The organism is Natrinema salifodinae, assembly GCF_900110455.1.
Lineage (GTDB): Archaea > Halobacteriota > Halobacteria > Halobacteriales > Natrialbaceae > Natrinema > Natrinema salifodinae.
Window position 1 is genome coordinate 678,033 of record NZ_FOIS01000003.1, and the last position, 21,738, is coordinate 699,770.

A 21,738-nucleotide genomic window follows, 5' to 3' on the forward strand; every position below is an offset into this window, starting at 1 on the left:
GAGCCGTTCGGCGACGGGCGAGCGTCGGCCGTCGAGCGGTGTGTCACCGTGTCGTCCGGGGAGTTGGCAACCCTTAAGATAGCAACTCCGCTACACCGGTGTAGTATGAAAGTGGTCGTCTCTATCGGCGGAAGCGTCCTCGTCCCGGAACCCGGCGCGGACCGGGTCGCCGAGCACGCTGCCGTCATCGAAGACCTCGTGGCGGACGGCTGTCGGATCGGTGCCGTCGTCGGCGGCGGCGGCGTCGCGCGCGAGTACATCTCGGCCGCCCGCGACCTCGGGGCCAACGAAATCGAACTCGACCAGCTGGGAATCGACGTCACCAGACTCAACGCCAGGCTGCTCATCGCCGCGCTGAGCGAGGGGTCGGTGACCGCACCCGCCCTCGACTACGAGGACGCGAGCGAGGCGCTTCGACGGGACGACATCTGCATCATGGGCGGTGTCGCGCCGGCCCAAACGACCGACGCGGTCGGGGCCGCCCTCGCGGAGTACATCGACGCCGACCTGCTCGTCTACGCGACGAGCGTCCCCGGCGTCTACAGCGACGACCCTAACGAGGACGACGACGCGATCAAGTACGACGAGCTCTCGGCCACGGAGCTGGTCGACGTCATCGCCGGCCTCGAGATGAACGCCGGGGCCTCGGCGCCCGTCGACCTGCTGGCAGCGAAGATCATCGAGCGCTCGGGCATGCGCACCATCGTCCTCGACGGCACCGACCCCGACCGGATCGCCCGCGCGGTCCGGCACGGCGAACACGGCGGTACCGACATCATTCCCGACGGTGCCGGCGCGGAACCGACCTACTGGGCGAGCGACGAGCAATGAGCGCCGACGGCGACAGCGACGCCGACGACGCGACTGCGGACTCGGCTGCGATCAGCCCCTACACCCTCCAGCGCGAGGAGGCCGGGGAGACGCGCCACGCGTTCTGGGCGGACACGGTCGCAGACCGCGTGGAAGAACGGAATCCCGAAGAGCCGATCGTCATCAAGGGCGGCATCTCGCCCTCGGGCGTTCCCCACCTCGGCAACGTCAACGAGATCATGCGCGGCTACTTCGTCGCCGAGGTGCTGCGCGACCGGGGGTACGAGGTCCGCCAGGTCTTCACCGCCGACGACCGCGACCCGCTCCGGAAGCTTCCGCGTACGCTCTGTGACCTCGATGGGAACCTCGTCGATCTGGGCGACGTGGACGCGGGTGCGCTCGGACGGAACCTCGGAGCGCCCTACACCGATATCCCCGACCCCTTCGGCTGCTGTGACTCCTACGGCGACCACTTCTCGACCATCATTCAGGACAGCGCCGACGCCGTCGACGTGCCGATCGACATGATCTCGAACACGGAGCTGTACGAAACTGGCGAGTTCGAGAACGTCACCCGATACGTCCTCGAGCATCAGGACCGCGCCCGCGAGGTCCTCTCGGAGTACCAGGACAAGGTCGACGAGGAGTACGTCCCGTTCAATCCGATCTGCGAGAACTGCGGCAAGATCACCGAGACGGTGACGAGCGTCGATCTCGAAGGCGAGACGCCGACCGTCGACTACGAGTGTACCGACATGGACGCCGGCGACCGGACCGTCGAGGGCTGCGGCCACGAGGGCACCGCGACGCTGCGCGAGGGCAAGCTCCCCTGGCGTTTCGAGTGGCCAGGCCAGTGGCAGATTCTGGGCGTCGACTTCGAGCCCTTCGGGAAGGACCACGCCGAGGGCTCCTGGCCTAGCGGCCAGGACGTCGCACGGAACGTCTTAGAGATCGAGCCGCCGGTCCCGATGGTCTACGAGTGGTTCACCCTCGACGGCGAGCCGTTTTCCTCCTCCGAGGGCAACGTCATTCTGGTCTCGGATGTCCTCGAGCTGCTCGAACCCGAGGTCCTCCGGTACTTCTTCGCGAAGGACCCCTCGAAGGCCCGGGACTTCAGCATCGAGCGCCTCGACCAGCTCGTCGACGAGTTCGACCGGTTCGAGCGGATCTACTTCGGCGAAATCGAAGCCAGCGAGGACGAGAAAGCGTTCGCCGAGCGCGTCTACCCGTTCGTGGTCGAGGAGCCTCGCGAGGAGCGGCTCCGGCTCCCCTACACCTTCGCCGCGGTGCTGGGGATGACCGACGACCCCGACCTGCGCGAGGAGATCGCCCGCCGCGAGGGCCACATCCCCGACGACGCCCCCGAATGGGCCGTCGAGGACGCCCTCGCGCGCGTCGAGCGGGCCCGAAACTGGGCGCGCCGGACCGAAAACGAGTTCGACTACGAACTCAAGCGCGCGGAGATTCCCGACCACGACTTCGACGGGGCGACCGAAGACGCCCTCGAGGAACTCGCCGACTACATCGCGGAGGGCCACGAACCCGACGAGATTCAGGGCGAGATCTACGAGACCGCCAAGCGCCACGACGTCGACATCGGCGACTTCTTCGGCGCGGGCTACCGGCTGTTCTTCGACGAGGACCAGGGCCCGAAGCTCGGCCCTTTCCTCGCGAAGGTCGACCGAGAGTTCGTCGTCGCTAGGCTGCGCCGGGAACGGTAAGCGCGGCCGGCCCCGCAGACGGCCCGTCGCCGGCTCCCGTCTGACAGACAAAAGCCCTTTGAGAACGCCGCTCGGAGATACTATCGATGGACTACGGCTCTCTCGCCTTCGTCTCGCCGCCCGCGCTCTACGGCTCCGAGCTTCTCACTTGGGTTGTAGTCGGGCTGGGCCTCTACTGGGCCGCGGTGATCGCGCTCCGGAACGGGGGCTACCTGCCCGACTACATCGGCACTCAGGGGCCGATTCTCACCTTCCACACGAAGCGCGGACGAGCGCTGCTCGACCGGCTCGCCCAACCGAAGCGGTTCTGGCGCGCCTGGTCGAACGTCGGCGTCGGCATCGCGCTGGTCGTGATGGTCAGCATGTTCCTGTTCCTACTGCGCGGGGCCATGGTCGCGCTTTCGACCCCGCAGCCGGCGACGTCCGCCGTCCGCCAGCCGCGCAACGTCCTCGTCATCCCCGGCGTCAACGACTTCCTGCCGCTGGCGGCCACGCCGGGTATCGTCTTCGGGCTGCTCGTCGGCCTGGTCGTCCACGAGGGCGGCCACGGGCTGCTCTGTCGCGTCGAGGATATCGATATCGACTCGATGGGGGTCGCGATGCTGGCGATTCTCCCCGTCGGCGCGTTCGTCGAGCCCGATCAGGAGAGCAGCAAGGACGCCTCCCGCGGCGGCCAGACGCGGATGTTCGCCGCCGGCGTCACGAACAACTTCGCGATCACGCTGGTCGCCTTCGCCCTGCTGTTCGGCCCGGTCGTCGGCGCGATCTCCGTCGCACCGGGTGCGGCTGTCGGGGGCGTCGCGGACGACTCGCCCGCGGCGAACGCCGGCATCGAACCTAACGATCGCATCACGGCGATCAACGGTACCGCGGTCGAGGGCAACGACGACCTTCCCGATCGGCTCGAGGCCGCCGAGGGCGAGCAGGTAGCCGTCGAACTCAACGGCGAGGAGACGGTGACCGTGGACCGGTCGCTGCTCGTGACCGCGGCGATGGAAAACGGCCCGACGGGACTGTCCGCCGGTGACGAAATCCGCGCAGTCGACGGGCAGTCGGTCGCGACCGAACGCGGCTTCTTCGAGGCCGTCGGCGACGACGAGCGGGTGACGCTGACGATCGAACCCGCCGACGGCGACGAGCGCGTCGAGCGCGACGTCTCGATCGGCGCCGCGGTCTCGATCGCCGCCGACGGGCCGCTCGAGAACGAAGCCGGCTCGACCGACGAAACCTTCGTCATCACCCGCTTCGACGGCGAGCGGATCCACGACTATCAGGATCTGGCCGACCTGCTTGACGACAGCGATCCGGGCCAGGAAGCCACCGTCACGGGGTACTTCGGCGACGAGCGAGAGACCTACGAGGTGACCCTCGACGAGCATCCGCAGGCCGACACCGGTTTCCTCGGCATCCAGCCGCACCAGGGGACCGCCGGCGTCTCGGTTAGCGACATCGGCGTCCAGCTCTACCCCGCCGACGAGTACCTGGCGCTGCTCGGCGGCGACGGAGAGACGCGGTTCGGGCCGATCTCGGATACCTTCCTCGGCAAGATGGGGATCGCACTCCTGCTGCCGGTCGTCGCCGTCAGCGGCGCGATGCCCTTCAACTTCGCCGGTTTCACCGGCGGCATCCAGAACTTCTACGAGGCCCAAGGCGCTCTCGGCGCGTTCGGCGACGGAGGGGTCTTCCTACTGGCGAATCTGCTGTTCTGGACCGGCTGGATCAACGTCCAGCTTGGCTTTTTCAACTGCATCCCGGCATTCCCGCTCGACGGGGGCCACATCCTCCGGACGAGCACGGAAGCCATCGTCTCGCGGCTCCCGGTCAACGCGACCCGCGGGATGGTCCGCCTGGTGACGACGACGGTCGGGGTAACGATGCTGGTGAGCTTCCTGATGTTGCTGTTCGGACCGCAGCTGCTGGGATAAAAACGAGTCGTCACGCGGCGCTTTCGATCGTCACTCGCTTCCGTTCTCGTTTCGCGTACTCGTCTTACTCGCCGCCGTCGATGCCGTGGCGCTCGTAGAACTCCTCGGGCGTCTCGTCGACGCGCTCGAAGTCGGTGTCGAAGTAGTGTTCGTGGTGGCGGACGACCTGTTCGACGATCCACTGACTGAACTCCTCGTCGAACCGCCACTCGCCGTCCATCTCGGGAATCTCGAACCGATCGTCCGTCGAGAAGGCCGCGTAGACGTGGAAGAATCCGAGGATGACGTCCGCGAAGTCCTGGGCCTTCTCGGCGCCGCTTTCGCGGCGGTCTTCGAGTTCCGCGGCCCCGTCCTCGGTGAGTTCGAAGTACTTCCGGTCGGGCTCGTCCTCGCGTTCGATCCGCTCGGCCCATCCCTTCTCTTCGAACTTGTAGAGGATCGGATAGACCGAGCCGTAGGACGGCTCCCAGTGACCGCCGCTGATATCCCTAATCTCCTTGAGAATCTCGTAACCGTACCGCGGTTTCTCTTCGAGAAGCTCGAGCACGAGATAGGCGATAAGTCCTTTCGGCGGCCCACTTTTCCGCATATACGCCGAGGGTAAAACGGGCGGACGTAAAGGGTTTCGGTCACGTCCGATTCGGGTACGGACGGTCGAATGCCCGTCAAATAACGGGATTCAGGTCTGCATCGATCCGCGTTGATCCGGCCGAAACCCGGCCCTTCTTAGCGGTCCCGTCCTAACCCGCGTCCATGGAACGACGGCGACCACCACAGACGGAAGAGGGCTGGTACGTCCTGCACGATTTCCGGTCGATCGACTGGGACGCCTGGCGATCGGCGCCCGAGCGCCGGCGGTCGCGGGCGATCGAGGAGGGGATCGACTACCTCGCCGCCGCCGAGGCCGTCGACGACGCTGACGAGGGCGAGTCGGCGACGTTTGCGGTGCTGGGCCACAAGGCGGACCTGCTCGTGCTCCACCTGCGGCCGACGCTCGCCGACATCGACGCCGTAGAGCGGCGGTTCGAACACACCGCCCTCGCCGAGTTCACCGAGCGGGCCGACTCTTACCTCTCGGTGACGGAGGTCTCGGGGTACATGTCCCAGGACTACTTCGACGAGGACGCCGAGGTCGAAGACTCCGGGATCGCCCGCTACATCGAGTCGCGGCTCAAACCCGAGATTCCGGACAGCGAGTTCCTGAGCTTCTACCCGATGAGCAAGCGCCGCGGGCCGGAGGACAACTGGTACGACCTCCCCTTCGACGAGCGGGCCGACCACCTCTCCGCCCACGGCGACATCGGCCGGGACTACGCCGGCCGCGTCACCCAGATCATCTCCGGCAGCATCGGCCTCGACGACTTCGAGTGGGGCGTGACCCTGTTCGGCGACGACCCGACCGACGTGAAGGAACTGCTCTACGAGATGCGCTTCGACCCCTCGAGCTCCCGCTTCGCCGAGTTCGGCCGCTTCCTCTCGGCCAGGCGGTTCCCGCCGGAGGACCTCGGCGCGTTCCTCGCTGGCGAGCCGGTTCCCGCCGAAGGGGATCGCGACCACGGCCACGGACATCATCACGGCGAGTCCGGGGGCCACTCCCACGGCGGTTCCGACGGGGGAGCGGGCGGACATCCGCACGGCGATTCGAGCGGCGGCCACCACGGCGGCTCCGGGTCCGGATCGGGCGGCCACCCCCACGGCGACGACGGCGACGAGGACGAAGCCCTCCGCAGCGAACTCGAGGATATGGGCGTCTACGCGGGCCAGCCCCACGGCGAGGACGTCCACGCGGTGGTGCTGTACTCCGACGCTGACGCCGACGAACTGTTCGAGGAGGTCGACGGTCTCCGCGGGAACTTCGATCACTACGACACCCACGTGAAGACCGCGGTGTACGAACCCGACGAGACGACGGCCGACGACGGCGAGGCCGCGGTCATCAGCCTCTGGGAGACCGAACGCGCCGCGAACACGGCCGCCGGCTTCCTAGCAGACCTGCCGGACATCGTTCGCCAGGCGGGCGATGACGACGACGATTCCTGGGGCACGATGGGGATGTTCTACACCGTCAAGCCCGACCACCGCTCGGACTTCGTCGGGGTCTTCGACGACGCCGCCGACCTCTTGGCGGACATGGACGGCCACCGCAAGACCGACCTGCTGGTCAACCGCGAGGACGAGAACGACATGTTCATCGCGAGCCGCTGGGACTCCCGCGAGGACGCCATGCAGTTCTTCCGCAGCGACGCCTTCTCGGAGGCCGTCGAGTTCGGCCGCGACGTCCTGGCGGACCGGCCGCGACACGTCTTCCTGGCCTGACGGCCTGCGGTCACCGGTTCGTCACAGGACCGGGCTAGTCTCACCGGAATCGACACGGGTTGGTGTGTCAGGTTCGTAGGGCGGCCCAATGAGTACGACCGACGAGTCGTTGCCCCGACGAGTCTGGACCCGGTATCGCTCGATTCCGATCATCTATCGTATCGCGGTCGCGTTCGTTATCGGAACGGCTGTCGGTGCATTCGTCGGCGAACGGGCCGCCGTCCTCAGTCCGCTGGGCGATCTCTTCCTGCGGCTGCTCGAGATGTTGATCGTTCCGTTGATCGTCTTCACGCTTCTGGGCGGGATGCGCAAGCTAACGCCGTCACGGCTCGGGAAAGTCGGCGGACTGACCGTCGCGCTCTACGCCGCGACGACGACGATCGCGGCCGCGATCGGCCTCGCCGTCGCGAACCTCTTCGATCCCGGGGCGGGCGTCGAGTTCACGGGCGGCGAGGCACAGGAAGCCGAACCGCCGACCGTCTCCGAAGTCGTCCTCGGAATCGTCCCCGAGAATCCGCTGGCTGCGATGGTCGAAGGCGACATCCTCGGAACGATCTTCGTCGTCGTCGTCTTCGGCCTGGCCCTGACGATGGTCCGCGAATCGACGACCGAGGAACCCGTCGCGGACGCGATCGACGGCTTCTTCGCGTTCGTCGACGCCGGCACCCGGGCCCTGTTCAAGATCGTCTGGGGCGTCATGGAGTACGGCGTGATCGGCGTCTTCGCGCTGATGGCCGCCTCGATCGGGACCGAGGGGCTGGGCACGATCGTCCAGCTCGGCGCGCTCGTGGCCGTCATCGCGGTCGGGATTGCGATTCACATGACGGTGACGTACCTCGGCGTGATGACCATCGGGATCCTCGGTCAGTCCCCGCTCGCGTTCCTGCGGGGCGCGAAAGACGCCATGGTGACGGCGTTTACGATCCGCTCCTCGAGCGGCACGCTACCGGTGACGATCGCCGACGCCGAGGAGAATCTCCGGATTGACGAATCGATCTACGGCTTCGGGCTGCCGCTGGGCGCGACGATCAACATGGATGGCGCGGCGATTCGGCAGGCTGTTACGGCAGTATTCGCCGCCAACATGGTCGGCGTCTCGCTCGGTCTGGGTGATCAGGTGCTGATCCTCGCGACCGTGATCCTGATCAGCATCGGGACCGCCGGCGTCCCCGGCGCGGGACTGATCATGCTCACCGTCATCCTGAACGCCGTCGGCCTCCCGCTGGAGATCGTCGGCTTCGTCGCCGGCGTCGATCCGATCCTCGGTCGGATCGCGACGACGAACAACGTCACCGGGGACCTCGCCGTCGCGTCGGTCGTCGGCAAGTGGACCGATGCGATCGACCTCTCGAGCGGAGTCTGGGCCGACGCGCCCGCCCCCAGCGGCGACGAGAGCGTCACGGCCGACGACTGAGACTCAGATCCGGCCGGACTCCGTCGGCTCGTCGTAGAAGACGTACGCGGCGATCCCGGCCAGGCCGAACGCCAGCGTGACGAACGGCCACTTCCCGGGATCCCGGCCGGTGGTGACCGCGTGAGCGGTTACGAGGATCGCAAAGCCCACGTGGGCGGCGAGAAACGCCTGGAGTTCCATCGTTCGTGTGATTCCGCGAGGTGATCAAAGCCGTTACGGAGCCGAGTCGGTCGGCCTCCGAAACCGCGTCACCGACCGAGTTCGTCGATCGTCAGCGCGTAGTCGCCGCTACCCGACTCGGCGACGACGAGGATTCCGAGTTCCTCACCGCCCGACAGCGAGACCGAGATCTCCTCGTCGCTGCCGGCGCCCGCCGAAGCCTCGTCGTAGTCCCACCGAGAGGGGCGCCGTCCGTCGCGAGTCAGGTAGAGGTCGAACGTCGCGTCCGCCGGGCCGTCGAGGGCCACGGTCGCGGCACACGGATCGGCCGTGTGCAGCGAGTAGCGGTACGCGTCGGCGTCGCTCCAGCCGCCGCTGGTGAGGTAGCCGTCGACCCTGGCGCTGACCGCCTCGTCACCGCACGCTCCGGACAGTGGCTCGTCGGTCTCGTCCGTCTCGTCGGTTCCATCCGTCTCATCGCCCGTCGTCTCGCCAGGCGGCGTGTTCACGGCGGCCGCCGCGTCGACGCGCCCAGCGCCCTGCTGTTCCGCAGCGAGGCCGACGTCGACGGCCGTCGCCCGGAGGTGCTCGCGCAGGCGGTCGGCCGAGACATCGGGATAGGCCGAGCGCACCAGGCCGGCGACGCCGGCGACGACGGGGGCCGCCATGGACGTCCCCGAGAGCCGCCCGTACTCGTCGAACGGGACCGCCGAGAGGACGCCGCTCCCGGGCGCGGCGAGGTCGATCTCCGGGCCGGTGTTGGAGAACTCGGAGAGGGACTCGCTCTCGTCGAGCGAGGAGACGGCCAGCACCTCGTTGTACGCGGCGGGGTAGGCGACGTTCCCGCCGAAGTCGTTGCCCGCCGCGCCGACGAGGAGCGATCCCCGGGCGGCGGCGTACTCGCAGGCGTTCGCGAGCGTCTCCGAGTGCGTCGGGCTGCCCAGCGAGAGGGTGATGACGTCCGCCCCGGCGTCGGCCGACCACTGGATCGCGTCAGCGATGTCGGCGACCGACCCCGAACCGGCGTCGTCGAGCGCGCGGGCGCTCAGCGCCGAGCAGTTACTGATCCCCGCGTGTCCGGTTCCGTTGTCCGTCGCTCCGACGGCGATGCCGCCGACGTGCGTGCCGTGGTTCTCGCCGGCGTTGACCGGGTACGGATCGCCGTCGTCGCCGACGAAGTCCTCGCCGATGCGGGCGTCCATGGTCGGCTCGAGGTCGGGGTGGTCGTACTGGATACCTTGATCGACGACGGAGACGACGACGTCGTCGTCGCCGAGCGTCGTCTCCCAGGCGGCCTCGCAGTTGACCTGCTGGGGTGCGTACTGGTCGTCGTAGTAGGGGTCGTTCGGCGTATAGAACTGCTGGAGCGCGGCGTTTTCCTCGACGTACGAGAGACCCTCGGCCGCCGCGACCGTTTTCGAGAAGTTCCGGCGTACCTGGTCCGAGACCTGCGGCGGGAACTCCACCGTCGCGTACTTGAGCGAATCGTTCGCGCGTGCGACGCTCGCGACGTTGGGCGTGATTCCGCGGACCCGCCCGTGCACGTCGGCGACGTCAGAATGGACGCCGACCAGCACCTCCTCCGTTTCCGGTCCTCGCTCCCGTCCCGGATTCCGTTTCGGTCCCCGCCCCCGTTTCCGTTCGGGGTTCAGACCTCGGTCCGTACCGCCGACCGGTCCCGCGCCGAGCAACGCGCCGAGAGCACCGGCCCCTTTGAGCACTGTGCGCCGACCCCGATCGAGGGAATCGTCTCGTGACATCTCTCGACGGATAGTATCCGAAGGTAATAGTTAATAGTAATAGTGACTTTCAGCGAGTGATGAATTATTGATAGCGAGACGATCGGTTCGGTCGACGAACCGTTAGCCGAAGGAAGCGAGGCCCGGTCCGCCAGGCGGCCCCGTCAGCGGCCGGGTGCGCCCGTTCGTTCGGACGGACGAGTGCCTCGACTGTGAGACGAAACTATCGGCTCGGAGCGCCCAGTTTCGGCCGTCTCGTCCCCGACGATCGCAGGGCTGGTGGCCGGTTTGGTCGCGTCGCTCGACGCGACGGAGTGGACTCTGGAACGGTGAACAAGCGAGCCTAGAAGTCGTGGTCCGGGTCGTCCTCGACGGAGCGTTTCATCGAGTCGCGGCGGGCCTTTGCGTCCCGACCGGTCGCCTCAAGCAGGAAGTCGTTCTTCAGATCGACCGCCTCGCCGGCCGCTTCGAGTTCCTCCGGGCCGAGTTCCGTGGGATCGCGCTCGTAGAACTCGACGCCGAGTTTGTCCTTCTTGCCGGAGTATTCAACGGTCCCGACGACGATTTTCTCGAAGACGGGATTATCCGGCTCCCCGATCACGTAAAGGTCGCTGCCCTTGTACTCCTCGGTCTCCGTGATGGGGCCGAAGTATTCCTCGACGGTCGACTCCATGTCGGGGATTCGCTCCTCGAGATATTCACCGCGACGCATCTTGTACTCCTTCATGGATTGGGAGAAACACGGCGGGGCGTTTACCTCTTTTCATAGCCGACGTTTCGGACGCCTGAACTGTTTGCGAAGCTGGAAGCGACCGCCGGAGCGGCTGTACCGGACGGACAGTCGCGACTGGCTACTGACGCTCGCGCTCGCTGAGGTACCCCTTTCGGCAGTCGGGACAGATGTCCCCCGCGCGCAGCGAGGCGCGGTCGCCGTTGGCGACGAAGTCACACCTCGGACAGTAGAACTCCGTCGGCACGCCGTCGGCCGGCCCGCCGTCGCTTTCGGCCGGCGTCGGGGCCGAGTTGGCCCGTTCGATTCCGGTTCCTGAATCGGTCGCAGCCTCGGACTCGGGCTCGTCGCGGTCCGCCGTCGGCGGCTCTGCCGTCACCGTTCGGGCGTCGGTCCCGGCGGGGTCGTCGGCAGCGCCGAGCTCGTCCGTCGATGCGTCGTTCTCGAGGAGTACCGCGTCGTCTTCGATCGCGGCCGGATCGATATCGTCCTCGATTCCGACTCCGGTATCGGCCCCGGTCTCGGAACCGGCGTCCGCACCCGGTCCGTCGTCCGGCCAGGCGGCCGGTTCCGAGTCCTCGCCGACCGGCGGCCCGACGTCGTCGGAGTCGGGCCACTCGCCGTGGTCGCGGTCGCGATCGGGGGCGCCGGTCGGCTCGTCGTCATCGTCGAGAATTTCCCCGTCGTCGGTGACGGGCTCGCCGTTGTCGTCGGTCGGAAGTGCAATCTCGTCCTCATCGGCATCGACGGCGTCGGCCGTCTCGCCAGGCGCGTCGGTCGCGTTCGCGTTCGCGGCGGGACCGGTCGCGTGGGCAGCCGACTCGGCGCTATCGGCATCGACGAGTTCGGCGTCGTCGGCGGGCGCGTCGGCGTCGATGAATTCGGCGTCCGTCTCGGTACCGGGAGCCGTCTCCTCGGTAGCGTCGGGGTCGAGCGGCGCGTCTGTCGGTTCACTGGTAGGTTCGTCGGGGCGTGGGTCGGCGGTCGTTCCGGCGGAGAGGCTCGTCACCTCGGTGTTTTCGCTGATGACGTTGCGATCGCCACAGCGGGAACACTCTTCGTACTCCTGGACGGTAACGACGACCTCGCTGCCCCGTTCTTCGCGCTCGCGTTCGACCTCGGCCTCGCCGAAGTCGTGTCCGAGCAGCGAACATCGCAGGACCATTGTCCCACCGTACCGACCCAGTCCATAAAAAACGTACTGCCTGAACGTCACTGTTCCGTGACAGTTAGCCGACCCGAGCCGTCTCGTCGGGTCGACGGACGGGCAGTCGCGCGAGCGGCAGCGGACATCGTCGGAACGACAAACGTCAAATCCCGGGTCGTCGAATAAGGAAACGGATGAGAGCAAAGCGGGAGTTCCGGAACCGAGAGGGAACGGAGGTGGCGATCCTCGACGAACTGGTCGACCGCGCGGACGACGGAATGACCGTCTTCGAACTCCGGGCGGCCGTCGAGGTCGACATCGACGAGCTCGAAGAGGCCCTCTCGACGCTCAAGGATGACGACCTGATCGTCGTCGAATCCGGCAACGAGACGGTGATCAAACCCGCGGATCGGGTCGTCCCCGACGAGCCGACCGACGAGGACGACGAACGGTCGATCGGGGACTGGCTCCGCGAACGAATTCCTTTTTGAATCGAAACGCCTGATACGCTCAGGCCCCAGGACGGATGTATGAGCGTCATCGAGTCCATCCACGCGGACCACGGGGCCACGTTCGGCGAGCGCGCCGGTCGAACAATCGTCGAACACTACGGCCGGCCGGAGCGCACGCAGCGGGCGGTCCGCAACGGCGTCGGGCTGCTCGAGTTGGCCTACGGCGTGATCGTCGTGGAGGGCGACGACCGGATCGAGTACGTCGACAACGTTGTGTCGAACCGGGTTCCCGCGGAGGACGGTCGGGGCTGTTACGCGCTCGTCCTCGATCCCCAGGGCGGCATCGAGGTGGAACTCTACGTCTACAACGCGGGCGAGCGACTGCTCCTCTTCACCCAGCCCGAGACCGCCGAACCCCTCGCCGAGGAGTGGTCCGAGAAGGTGTTCATCCAGGACGTCGACATCCGGGTCGCGACCGACGACTACGCGACCTTCGGGATCCACGGCCCGCAGGCGACCGAGAAGGTTGCGAGCGTCCTCAACGGGGCCGCCTCGCCCGACGAACGCTACTCCTTCGTCCGCGGGACGATGGGCGACGAGGGCGTCACCGTCATCCGCACTGACGCGCTCACTGGCGAGGAGAGCTACGAAGTGATCTGCGCTGCCGACGACGCCGAGGCCGTCTACGATACGCTGCTCAACCAGGGGCTCAACGCCGCTCCCTTCGGCTACCGGACGTTCGAGAACCTCGCGCTCGAGGCCGGATCGCCGCTCTTTCACACCGAACTCGAGGGGACGCTCCCGAACGTGCTCGGCCTGCGAACGGCTCTGGACTTCGATAAGGGGTGTTACGTCGGTCAGGAGGTCGTCTCCCGCGTCGAGAATCGCGGCCAGCCCAGCCGGAAACTCGTCGGGCTCACGCTCGAGGGCGACGCCGTCCCCGAGGGCGGCGCGGCCGTCTTCGACGGCGACGCGTCGGTCGGCGAAGTGACCCGCGCCGGCGAGAGCCCGCTGCTCGAGGAGGTGCTCGCGCTCGCGATCGTCGACTACGACCTCGAGAGCGACGAGCTAACGGTCCGCGTCGGCGGCGAAGAAGTAGCCGCGACCCGAACCGATCTCCCGTTCGTCGACGGGTCGGACCTATCCGACCGGCTGCCCGAGTATCAGTAGCGGTCCCGGTCGCAAACAAGCGGCTCGCGAGACGGTTCCGCTCCCGATCCCAGCGGGGCTCGACCCTGGAGCTATTCTTATATTGTCCGAACCCAACGGTCGAGCCGTAGCCATGTCAGGGGACGTCCTCGAGCGCGACCTGTTCCATCTACTCGACCGGGAACCGGACGATCGGATCCGAGTGCTCGACGCCGACGGGACCGTCGTCGCGCCCGAGCTGGAACCGGTCCTCGAGACCGAGACGCTGCGGTCGATGTACCGGGACATGCGGTTCTCCCGACGGTTCGACGAACGCATGATCAACCTCCAGCGCCAGGGTCGCCTGGGGACCTACGCCTCGCTGGCCGGTCAGGAGGGATCCCAGATCGGGTCGACCTACGCGCTCGCGGACGACGACATGCTTTCGTTCCAGTACCGGGAACACGGCGCGCTGGTCGCACGAGGGCTCCCCTGGGAGTACCTGCTGTACTGGATGGGCCACGAGGACGGCAACGCCGCCCTCGCCGAACTCGACGTCTTTCCGCTGAACATCTCGATCGCCGGCCACCTCCCCCACGCGGTGGGCTGGTCGTGGGCAGCGAAACTGAACGGCGACGAGCGCGCGAGCGTCGTCCACTTCGGCGACGGCGCCACGTCGGAGGGGGACTTCCACGAAGCGATGAACTTCGCCGGCGTGTTCGACACGCCGACGGTTTTCTTCTGTAACAACAATCAATGGGCCATCTCGATCCCGCGCGAGCGCCAGACCGCCAGCGCGACCATCGCGCAAAAGGCCGAGGCCTACGGCTTCGCGGGCGTCCAGGTCGACGGGATGGACCCGCTCGCGACCTACGTCGTCACAGCGGCGGCCCGGGAGAAGGCCCTCGAACCGAACGGCGACGGGGGCGGGGACGGTGATCGGTTACGGCCGACGCTCATCGAGGCCGTCCAGTACCGCTACGGCGCCCACACCACGGCCGACGATCCGTCGGTCTACCGCGACGACGCGGAAGTCGAGCGCTGGCGCGAGAAGGACCCGATCGACCGATTCGAGGCCTACCTCCGCGACCGGGACGTCCTCGACGACGAGCGGATCGAAGCGATCGAGTCCGAGATCGACGAGACGCTCGCGACGCTGGTCGACCGCGCCGAGGACGTCGACGGCGACCCCGCCGAACTGTTCGAGCACACCTACGCGGAGCCGACCCCGCGACTCGAGGAACAGCGAGCGTACCTCGACGATCTGCGCGACAGTCACGGCGACGAGAAATTACTCGGAGACGAGTAATTTCTTCGGCACGTGTATAAAGCCGACATCAGGACAGGGCAACGACTACCGGGTCGACGCCGCGAGATGCGCTCGACATGCAACTCGAGCAGCCGTCCCGAGAGACCAGTTGGGACGGAACGGTACCGAGCGCGGTCGACGCGCGCGTCCTCGGACTGATCGTTCTGACGGCCGGCCTGGCGGCGTCGATCAACGTCCCCTACGGCGGACTGCCGCTGGCGGGGGTCGCCTTCGCGATCCTGGCGGCCGGCGGCGGCGCGCTCCACCTGCTCGGCGAACGGCAACTCCGGCGGATCACCGACGGCCTGGTCGAACGCTGGGTCGCGGCCGGCGGGGAGGTCGAGGACGTCACCAGGTCGTCGAACGGCATGCAGACGGAGTGGCGAGTGCACACTCCCGACGGCGAGATCGTCATCGGCGGGATCGCGCTGGTTCCGATCGCTCAATTAGCCGTCGAGTGGCGGGGAATCGGCGACACGATGTCGGCCAGCGAGGCGGAGTCGAACCTGGATCGGCTGGCGACGAGCCTCTACCGCGAAATCTTCGAGTTCGACGCGAACCGATAGGTCGGGACGCTCGAACCGGAAGCTGCGCCGGGTTCCGCGCGGATCACTCGAACAGTTCCTCGTGGCGCTGGGCCAGGTCCGTGTACTCGCCCGACGAGTACGATTCGAAGATCTCCCGCGCGTCGATGCCGGTCTCTTCGAGCGGCGTGATCTCCGCCGGGACACCGCGGACGAACGACTCCGGCGGAATCGAGTACTCGTCGGGGACGACGGTCCCCGCGGCGACGATGCTCCCGCTGCCGATCGTGACGTCGCTGTTGATCGTCGCGTTGAATCCGACCAGCGCCTGCTCCTCGACGATCGTCTCGTTGAGGACGGCCCCGTGGCCGATCATCACCTCGTCCGAGAGCCGCGCGGCGTGCAGCGTCGCGTTGTCCCCGACGTGGGTCGCCCGACCGATGTGGACGGGATCGACGTCGCCCCGGAGGACGACGCCTGGCCAGACGCTCGCGTCCGCCTCGATCGTGACGTCGCCGACGAGCGTCGCCTCTTGACTCACCCGCGCACTCTCGTCGATCGTCGGTCGAACCCCTTCGAACTCGTAGTCTCTGCTATCGGGCATGCGTGAACACACCACGATAGTGGCTATAATACCGGATCGTGGCGAGCGTGATCGTCAGTCGGCGCTGACTGTCTCGGCCGCTGTACGGGATGGTGATCGTCCGGCCGCGCAACGGCGGGGGTCAGGACTCGATCTTCTCGACGATCTCACGGGCCTGGTCCCTCGCTTTGTCCTCGCCGACGTGTTTTTCGATCAGGACGCTCGTGACCTCCCAGTCGTCCTCGCCCTCGACCTTCCCGGTGCGGACCTCGCTCCCCTCCGAGACCGACTCGGCCGGTTGCTTCGCCCAGTCGGGCGTTCGAATCTCGTCGTACCGGTCGGGATCGCGAAATCGGACGTGAATGTAGTCGTCCTCAGTTTCCACTTTCTCGATGTCGGGAGTATCGGCCATACTCGATCCTCCGTCGCCGGAACGTCTAAAGAACGTCCCTGAATGTGCCCAGTGTCCGCACGGCAGCGCCGTTCGTCCCCGATCCGCGAGACGGCGCTCCTCGGACCGGCAGTACTCGGCACCGGCACTATTTCGATCGTGCCCGTAGCTCGCGTATGCTCGTCCTCGGTGACGCCCACGCGTCCGAGCCGGACCGGTCTGAAACGCTGCTCGGCATCTACCGCACGCTCGAGCCCGACCGCGTCCTTCAAGTCGGCGACCTCCAGCGGTACGACCTGCCGGCGCCCACCTGGTTCGTCGCGGGGAACAACGAGGACTTTGACGTCATCGAGGCGCTGCGCGCCGGCGAGGACCGAGACCCGCCTGCCGAGACCGACGTCCGCAACGTCCACCTCCTCGCGAGTACGGCCGCGACGGTTGACGGCCTGCGGGTTGCCGGGCTCTCGGGAAACTTCGCCCCCACGAAGTACGATCTATCGCGCGACGAACTCAGCGGCGAACGCCGCCGCCACTTCACGCACGAGGACGTCGAGCGAGCCGCCGACCTGGAGGATATCGACGTCTTCCTCACCCACGAGGCCCCGACCGGACTGCTGTCGTACGGCTACGATCCCGGCTGCGAGCACGTCGACGACCTGCTCGAGGCGATTTCGCCCGACCTCTGCCTGGTCGGCCACCACCACCGCCATCGCGAGGCCGAATTCGCGGATACCAGAGTCGTAAGTCTCGCACCGGCGTGGGAGCGCTACTACACGCTCGATCCGGAGACGCTCACACTCGAAGCGCACGACCACGAGTTGGCTACGGACGACTGACGGACGGAAAATCGGAACCGAGCGAAGAAGCGGAAAACGGAGCGGAAAACCGGCGACCGGCGGCGAAGCGCGAACCGTTTAGAACGTCTCGAGGTAGCGGTCGAGCTCCCACTCGGAGACGTCGACCAGGTAGTCCTCGAACTCCTGGCGCTTGGCCTCGACGAACTTGTCTCCGACGTGCTCGCCTAACGCGCTGTAGACCGCTTCGTCCGCCTCGAGGGCGTCGACGGCCTCGCCGAGGTTCGACGGGAGGGTGTCGATGCCGTACTCCTCGCGTTTCTGCTCGTCGAACTCGTAGATGTTCTCCCGGACCGGATCGGGACAGTCGAGGTCGTTCTCGATGCCGTCCAGGCCAGCGTGGATCATGACGGCGAGTGCGAGGTAGGGGTTACAGGACGGGTCCGGCGAGCGCAGTTCGACGCGCGACGCCGCGGGGGTTCGGGCCGCGGGCTTGCGGATCAGCGCCGAGCGGTTCCGGTCCGACCAGGCGACGTAGACGGGCGCTTCGTAGCCGGGCACCAGGCGCTTGTAGCTGTTGACGGTGGGGTTGGCGATGGCGGTGATCGCGGGGGCGTGCTCGAGGATCCCGGCGGTGAAGGCGTGAGCCTCCTCGCTCAAGTTGAACTCGTCGTCCTCGTCGTGGAAGGCGTTCTGCCCGTCCTCGGTGAACAGCGAGAGGTGGGTGTGCATCCCCGAGCCGTTGATCCGCGGGATCGGCTTGGGCATGAACGTCGCGTGGAGATCGTGCTGGGCGGCGATCGCGCGGACGACCGTCCGGAACGTGGCAACGTTGTCGGCCGTCGTGAGCGCGTCGTCGTAGGTGAAGTTGATCTCGTGTTGGCCTTCGGCGACCTCGTGGTGGCTGGCCTCGACTTCGAAGCCCATGTCCTCGAGGCCGTAGATGATGTCGCGGCGGACGTCGGAGGCGAGGTCCTTCGGCGCGAGGTCGAAGTAGCCGCCGGCGTCGTTGGTCGTGGTCGTCGCGCGGCCGTCCTCGTCCTCCTCGAAGAGGAAGAACTCCGGTTCGGGTGCGGCGTTGACCGTGTAGCCCATCTCCTCGGCGCGCTCGAGGGCATTCTTGAGGACGCGGCGCGGGTCGCCCTCGAAGGGCTCGCCCGTGGAGGTATCGTAGACGTCACAGATCATCCGGGCGGCGGCGCTCTCCTCCTTCTGGCGCCACGGGAGGATCGCGAACGTTTCCGGATCCGGCTTGAGACGCATGTCCGACTCCTGAATGCGAACGAAGCCCTCGATAGAAGAACCGTCGAAGTAGATACCCTCGGTGAACGCCTTTTCCGCCTGGCGAGCCGGAACGGAGACGTTCTTGACAGTGCCCAGAATGTCGGTAAACTGGAGACGGAGGAAATCAACGTCCTGTTCCTCGATCTCGTCCAATACCGCCTGTTCGACGTCCGTGAGGTTTCCGCTTGTCATCTTTCTCGTCGTCGTATCCTCGTAACTCTGCTACTAAAACACTACTGTTCCGAGCAAATCTTCGCTCACCCACATGAAACTGTATATTCGTAAAGTTCTAAAGGCTCCAGTGAGAGGTTGGATGTGATGACGTACGAAAATCTCGATGCAAAACTAGTGAATGCACTTCTGGGCGACGGACGCGCGAGCCTGCGCAGCCTGGCCGAGGAGCTCGACGTCTCCGTGACGACCGTTTCGAACCACCTCTCTGATCTCGAAGAGGAAGGCGTGATCGAGGGGTACACGCCGCGGGTGGACTACGACGCCGTCGGCTACGACGTCACTGCAGTCATCCAGCTCCAGGTCGAGGGGAACGCCCTTCCCGACGTCACCGATACGCTGAGCGACCACCGCCAGATGATCTCGGTCTACGAGGTCACCGGAGACTACGACGTCATCGCCATCGGCAAGTTCGAGGATACGGACGGGATGAACGAGCAGATCAAACAGCTGTTGACCGATCCGGACATCAAGGCCTCGAACACCAGCGTCGTTCTCAACGCCGTAAGCGAGAACGAGCAGTTCGAACTCGACGTTTCCGAGTCCTGAGTCGACCAGTCGACCGTTTGATCGCAGCCGGTTGCTTTTCGCGTCGCCGCTCGATTGAGGGGACGCGGCGTCGGTCGTCATCGACGAGCGCCGCGTCGCGACCGCCGTGATTGTCTCGCTGGGCTCGATTTCGAACTCCGGCGGATCGTAACCACCTCCGTCAGCGGTGACTATCCGCCGACGCTATCGGCTGTACATGATGATCGCGCCGAGCGCGAGGAGCAGCAGGCCCCACCATAGCGAGTCGCCCGGGAGGAGCTTGAGGAGGAGCGTGACGACGCCGGACGTGAACAGCGACCAGCCAATGGTCGTTTGGGTACTCATAGGCGGTCCATGACGTCCAGCGTAAAAGGTCACTGGCTTGCCACCACCGCGGGGCGACGGGATTCGACCGAGACGAAGCGATCGCTACGGTCGGTACTCGACAGATGTCCGGTCGAAAAAACGAGCGAACTCGAACGCGCGGTCGATCGGACGACGGTGCGACTCGGACGCTATGACGGAAGCGGCTGGGGGTGGTGTGAGTGGCGCGGAGCCGACTTCACATCATGCCGCCCATGCCGCCGCCCATGCCGCCCATGCCGCCGGCGCCGGGGGCGCCTTCCTCGTCGCCGCCCTTGTCGGTCGACAGGTCGCCGGCGGAGATGATGTCGTCGATCTTGAGGACCAGGTTCGCGGCCTCGGCAGCGGAGGTGACGGCCTGCTCCTTCGCGTGAGCGGGCTCGACGACGCCAGCCTCGAAGGTGTCCTCGACGTCACCGGAGAAGACGTTCAGGCCGGCCTTGACGTCGCCGTCGTCGTGGGCGGAGCGCAGGTCGACCAGCGTGTCGATGGAGTCCAGACCCGCGTTCTCGGCGAGCACGCGCGGGACGAGCTCGAGGGAGTCGGCGAAGGCCTCGACGGCCAGCTGCTCGCGGCCGGAGACGGAGTCGGCGTAGTCACGCAGGCGCGAGGCAAGTTCGACTTCAATCGCGCCGCCGCCGGCCAGCACGCGGCCGTCGGAGACGGTCTGGGCGACGACGTCGAGCGCGTCATTGACGCCGCGCTCGAGTTCGTCGACGACGTGATCGGTCGAGCCCCGAAGCAGGAGGGTGACGCCGTGGGCGTCCTCGCCCTCGACGTAGAACAGTTCGTCTTCCTCGTCGCGGGTGACGTCACCGAAGCCGAGGTCCGCCTCGGTCGCACTCCCGAGGTCGGAAACGACGTTCGCGCCGACGACCTCCTGCAGGAACTCGAGGTCGGACTTCTTGGCGCGGCGGATGGCGAGGATGCCCTCCTTGGCCAGGTAGTGCTGGGCGAGGTCGTCGATGCCCTTCTGACAGAAGACGACGTCCGCGCCGAGGTCGGCGATGTGGTCGACCTTCTCGCGGAGCTGCTTCTCCTCGCGGTCGAGGAACTGCTGGAGCTGGTCCGGGTCCGTGACGGAAACCTCGGTGTCGATGTCGGTCTCCTCGACCTCGATGGCCTCGTTCAGCAGCAGAATGTCGGCGTCCTCGACCGAGCTGGGCATGTTGTCGTGGACGGGATCCTTGTCCACGATGCCGCCTTCGAGCAGTTCGGACTCGCCGGCGCTGTCGCCGGTCTGGGTCTCGATGTTGAGGAACTCGAGGTCGACGACGTTCTCGCCTTCCTCGTCTACGACGGTGACCTGGCGGATGGCCTCGACGATGAGTTCCGCGAGGTACTCCTTGTTGACCTCGGTGCCCTTGCCGGTCATCGACGTCTCGGCGGTCTTACGGAGGAGTTCCTCGTCGTCGGTGTCGACGTCGGTCGCGATGTCGTCGATTTCCTCACGGGCCTGCTCGGAGGCCATGTGGAAGCCCTTGATGATCGCCGTCGGGTGGATGTCCTGCTCGAGGAGGTCCTCGGCATTCTTGAGGAGTTCGCCGGCGATCGCGACGGCCGTCGTGGTACCGTCACCCGCTTCGTCCTCCTGGGTTTCGGCGACCTCGATGATCATCTCGGCCGTCGGGTTGTCGATGTCCATCTCTTTGAGGATGGTGACGCCGTCGTTGGTGATCGTCACCGACCCCATGGAGTCGACGAGCATCTTGTCCATCCCCTTCGGGCCGAGCGTCGAGCGGACGGCCTCGGCGACCGCGCGAGCGGCACTGATGTTGTAGTCCTGCGCGTCCTTGTCCTTGACGCGCTGGGAGTCCTCGCTCATTACGATCATCGGCTGCCCCTGCTGCATTCGCTGGCTCATAGTCGAGCGATTGATTGATTGTGATTCTACATAAATCTTTCGCGATCGGCTCGGTCGACGCGGTCGCCTCGCGGATCGAGTCGCCGGCGAAAACCACCGTAGTGCGGAACGATTACTCGCGTCTCGCGCACTCGAATTGGCTCGGGAATCCGCTTCAGGTGCCCATCGGGACGGAGGTTTTATATCGATGGGCAATGTGATCGGTTCTCTCGTCACGACCGACTATCGGCCTCGAGCGCGCTCACAACCGCCTCGATCGGACCGGGGATAGCCTCGATCGATCCTGGTAATAGACGATTTGCGCGACCGAAACGGATCCCGTCGCG

General features: G+C 66.5%; 21 protein-coding genes. 11 read left to right on the forward strand and 10 right to left on the reverse strand.

What is annotated here, in order from left to right; all coding sequences use genetic code 11:
* The first annotated feature begins 105 nt into the window (after window positions 1-105).
* The 3 genes from pyrH to BMY29_RS13355 all read left to right on the forward strand — a co-directional run bounded on the left by pyrH (window position 106) and on the right by BMY29_RS13355 (window position 4,456).
* Window positions 106-831 (forward strand): UMP kinase, encoded by a 726-nt coding sequence (gene pyrH / locus BMY29_RS13345; protein ID WP_049992107.1) that lies wholly within the window; start codon window positions 106-108, stop codon window positions 829-831.
* The gene (lysS, locus tag BMY29_RS13350) at window positions 828-2,531 is read left to right on the forward strand and encodes a lysine--tRNA ligase (RefSeq protein ID WP_049992106.1); all 1,704 of its coding nucleotides are present in this window, start codon (window positions 828-830) and stop codon (window positions 2,529-2,531) included. The genes pyrH and lysS overlap by 4 nt, the downstream gene beginning before the upstream one ends.
* An 86-nt stretch (window positions 2,532-2,617) precedes the next feature.
* Window positions 2,618-4,456, forward strand: coding sequence for a site-2 protease family protein (locus BMY29_RS13355; RefSeq protein ID WP_049992105.1), 1,839 nt, complete (start codon window positions 2,618-2,620; stop codon window positions 4,454-4,456).
* A gap of 64 nt (window positions 4,457-4,520) precedes the next feature.
* Here BMY29_RS13355 and BMY29_RS13360 read toward each other — a convergent pair whose 3' ends face one another.
* On the reverse strand, window positions 4,521-5,045 hold the full coding sequence (locus tag BMY29_RS13360; RefSeq protein WP_049992104.1) for a PadR family transcriptional regulator: 525 nt from the start codon (window positions 5,043-5,045) through the stop codon (window positions 4,521-4,523).
* Between the two features lie 164 nt (window positions 5,046-5,209).
* Between BMY29_RS13360 and BMY29_RS13365 the strand changes: the two genes are divergently transcribed.
* Together BMY29_RS13365 and BMY29_RS13370 are read left to right on the forward strand one after the other, a co-directional pair.
* A complete protein-coding gene (locus BMY29_RS13365; RefSeq protein WP_049992103.1) occupies window positions 5,210-6,772 on the forward strand; it encodes a heme-binding protein in 1,563 nt (520 codons plus the stop codon).
* 88 nt (window positions 6,773-6,860) lie between these two features.
* Window positions 6,861-8,186, forward strand: coding sequence for a dicarboxylate/amino acid:cation symporter (locus BMY29_RS13370; RefSeq protein WP_049992102.1), 1,326 nt, complete (start codon window positions 6,861-6,863; stop codon window positions 8,184-8,186).
* Between the two features lie 3 nt (window positions 8,187-8,189).
* On the opposite strand, the gene BMY29_RS21130 is transcribed toward BMY29_RS13370, so the two are convergent.
* From BMY29_RS21130 to BMY29_RS13385, 4 genes are all read right to left on the reverse strand, one after another.
* The gene (locus tag BMY29_RS21130) at window positions 8,190-8,366 is read right to left on the reverse strand and encodes a hypothetical protein (RefSeq protein WP_173424954.1); all 177 of its coding nucleotides are present in this window, start codon (window positions 8,364-8,366) and stop codon (window positions 8,190-8,192) included.
* Between the two features lie 68 nt (window positions 8,367-8,434).
* Window positions 8,435-10,105 carry a S8 family serine peptidase gene (locus BMY29_RS13375; RefSeq protein ID WP_049992101.1) on the reverse strand — a complete coding sequence of 557 codons (1,671 nt, stop codon included), beginning with the start codon at window positions 10,103-10,105 and terminating at the stop codon, window positions 8,435-8,437.
* 322 nt (window positions 10,106-10,427) lie between these two features.
* Entirely contained in the window at window positions 10,428-10,811 is a 384-nt protein-coding gene (locus BMY29_RS13380; protein ID WP_049992100.1) for a DUF5611 family protein, read from the reverse strand.
* Window positions 10,812-10,935: 124 nt separating this feature from the next.
* Window positions 10,936-11,979, reverse strand: a complete 1,044-nt coding sequence (locus BMY29_RS13385; RefSeq protein ID WP_049992099.1) for a DUF7093 family protein — start codon at window positions 11,977-11,979, stop codon at window positions 10,936-10,938.
* A gap of 176 nt (window positions 11,980-12,155) precedes the next feature.
* Between BMY29_RS13385 and BMY29_RS13390 the strand changes: the two genes are divergently transcribed.
* The 4 genes from BMY29_RS13390 to BMY29_RS13405 all read left to right on the forward strand — a co-directional run bounded on the left by BMY29_RS13390 (window position 12,156) and on the right by BMY29_RS13405 (window position 15,416).
* On the forward strand, window positions 12,156-12,452 hold the full coding sequence (locus tag BMY29_RS13390; RefSeq protein ID WP_049992098.1) for a DUF6432 family protein: 297 nt from the start codon (window positions 12,156-12,158) through the stop codon (window positions 12,450-12,452).
* 39 nt (window positions 12,453-12,491) lie between these two features.
* The gene (gene ygfZ, locus BMY29_RS13395) at window positions 12,492-13,583 is read left to right on the forward strand and encodes a CAF17-like 4Fe-4S cluster assembly/insertion protein YgfZ (protein WP_049992097.1); all 1,092 of its coding nucleotides are present in this window, start codon (window positions 12,492-12,494) and stop codon (window positions 13,581-13,583) included.
* 112 nt (window positions 13,584-13,695) lie between these two features.
* Window positions 13,696-14,850 (forward strand): pyruvate dehydrogenase (acetyl-transferring) E1 component subunit alpha, encoded by a 1,155-nt coding sequence (gene pdhA / locus BMY29_RS13400; protein WP_049992096.1) that lies wholly within the window; start codon window positions 13,696-13,698, stop codon window positions 14,848-14,850.
* A 77-nt stretch (window positions 14,851-14,927) separates the two neighbouring features.
* Window positions 14,928-15,416, forward strand: a complete 489-nt coding sequence (locus BMY29_RS13405) for a hypothetical protein (protein ID WP_049992095.1) — start codon at window positions 14,928-14,930, stop codon at window positions 15,414-15,416.
* A 43-nt stretch (window positions 15,417-15,459) separates the two neighbouring features.
* Here the strand turns inward: BMY29_RS13405 and BMY29_RS13410 are convergent, their stop codons facing one another.
* Both BMY29_RS13410 and BMY29_RS13415 read right to left on the reverse strand, forming a co-directional pair.
* A complete protein-coding gene (locus BMY29_RS13410) occupies window positions 15,460-15,978 on the reverse strand; it encodes a gamma carbonic anhydrase family protein (RefSeq protein ID WP_049992094.1) in 519 nt (172 codons plus the stop codon).
* Window positions 15,979-16,099: 121 nt separating this feature from the next.
* Window positions 16,100-16,369 carry a hypothetical protein gene (locus BMY29_RS13415; RefSeq protein WP_049992093.1) on the reverse strand — a complete coding sequence of 90 codons (270 nt, stop codon included), beginning with the start codon at window positions 16,367-16,369 and terminating at the stop codon, window positions 16,100-16,102.
* Between the two features lie 155 nt (window positions 16,370-16,524).
* Between BMY29_RS13415 and BMY29_RS13420 the strand changes: the two genes are divergently transcribed.
* Window positions 16,525-17,184 carry a metallophosphoesterase family protein gene (locus BMY29_RS13420; protein WP_049992092.1) on the forward strand — a complete coding sequence of 220 codons (660 nt, stop codon included), beginning with the start codon at window positions 16,525-16,527 and terminating at the stop codon, window positions 17,182-17,184.
* A gap of 78 nt (window positions 17,185-17,262) precedes the next feature.
* Here the strand turns inward: BMY29_RS13420 and glnA are convergent, their stop codons facing one another.
* On the reverse strand, window positions 17,263-18,618 hold the full coding sequence (gene glnA, locus BMY29_RS13425; RefSeq protein ID WP_074854761.1) for a type I glutamate--ammonia ligase: 1,356 nt from the start codon (window positions 18,616-18,618) through the stop codon (window positions 17,263-17,265).
* A 126-nt stretch (window positions 18,619-18,744) separates the two neighbouring features.
* Between glnA and lrp the strand changes: the two genes are divergently transcribed.
* Complete coding sequence (gene lrp, locus BMY29_RS13430) at window positions 18,745-19,206, forward strand: HTH-type transcriptional regulator Lrp (protein ID WP_049991316.1); 462 nt, start codon at window positions 18,745-18,747, stop codon at window positions 19,204-19,206.
* Window positions 19,207-19,389: 183 nt separating this feature from the next.
* Here the strand turns inward: lrp and BMY29_RS21135 are convergent, their stop codons facing one another.
* A complete protein-coding gene (locus BMY29_RS21135; protein WP_173424935.1) occupies window positions 19,390-19,530 on the reverse strand; it encodes a hypothetical protein in 141 nt (46 codons plus the stop codon).
* A 217-nt stretch (window positions 19,531-19,747) separates the two neighbouring features.
* A complete protein-coding gene (thsB, locus tag BMY29_RS13435; RefSeq protein ID WP_049991317.1) occupies window positions 19,748-21,412 on the reverse strand; it encodes a thermosome subunit beta in 1,665 nt (554 codons plus the stop codon).
* Between the last annotated feature and the right edge of the window lie 326 nt (window positions 21,413-21,738).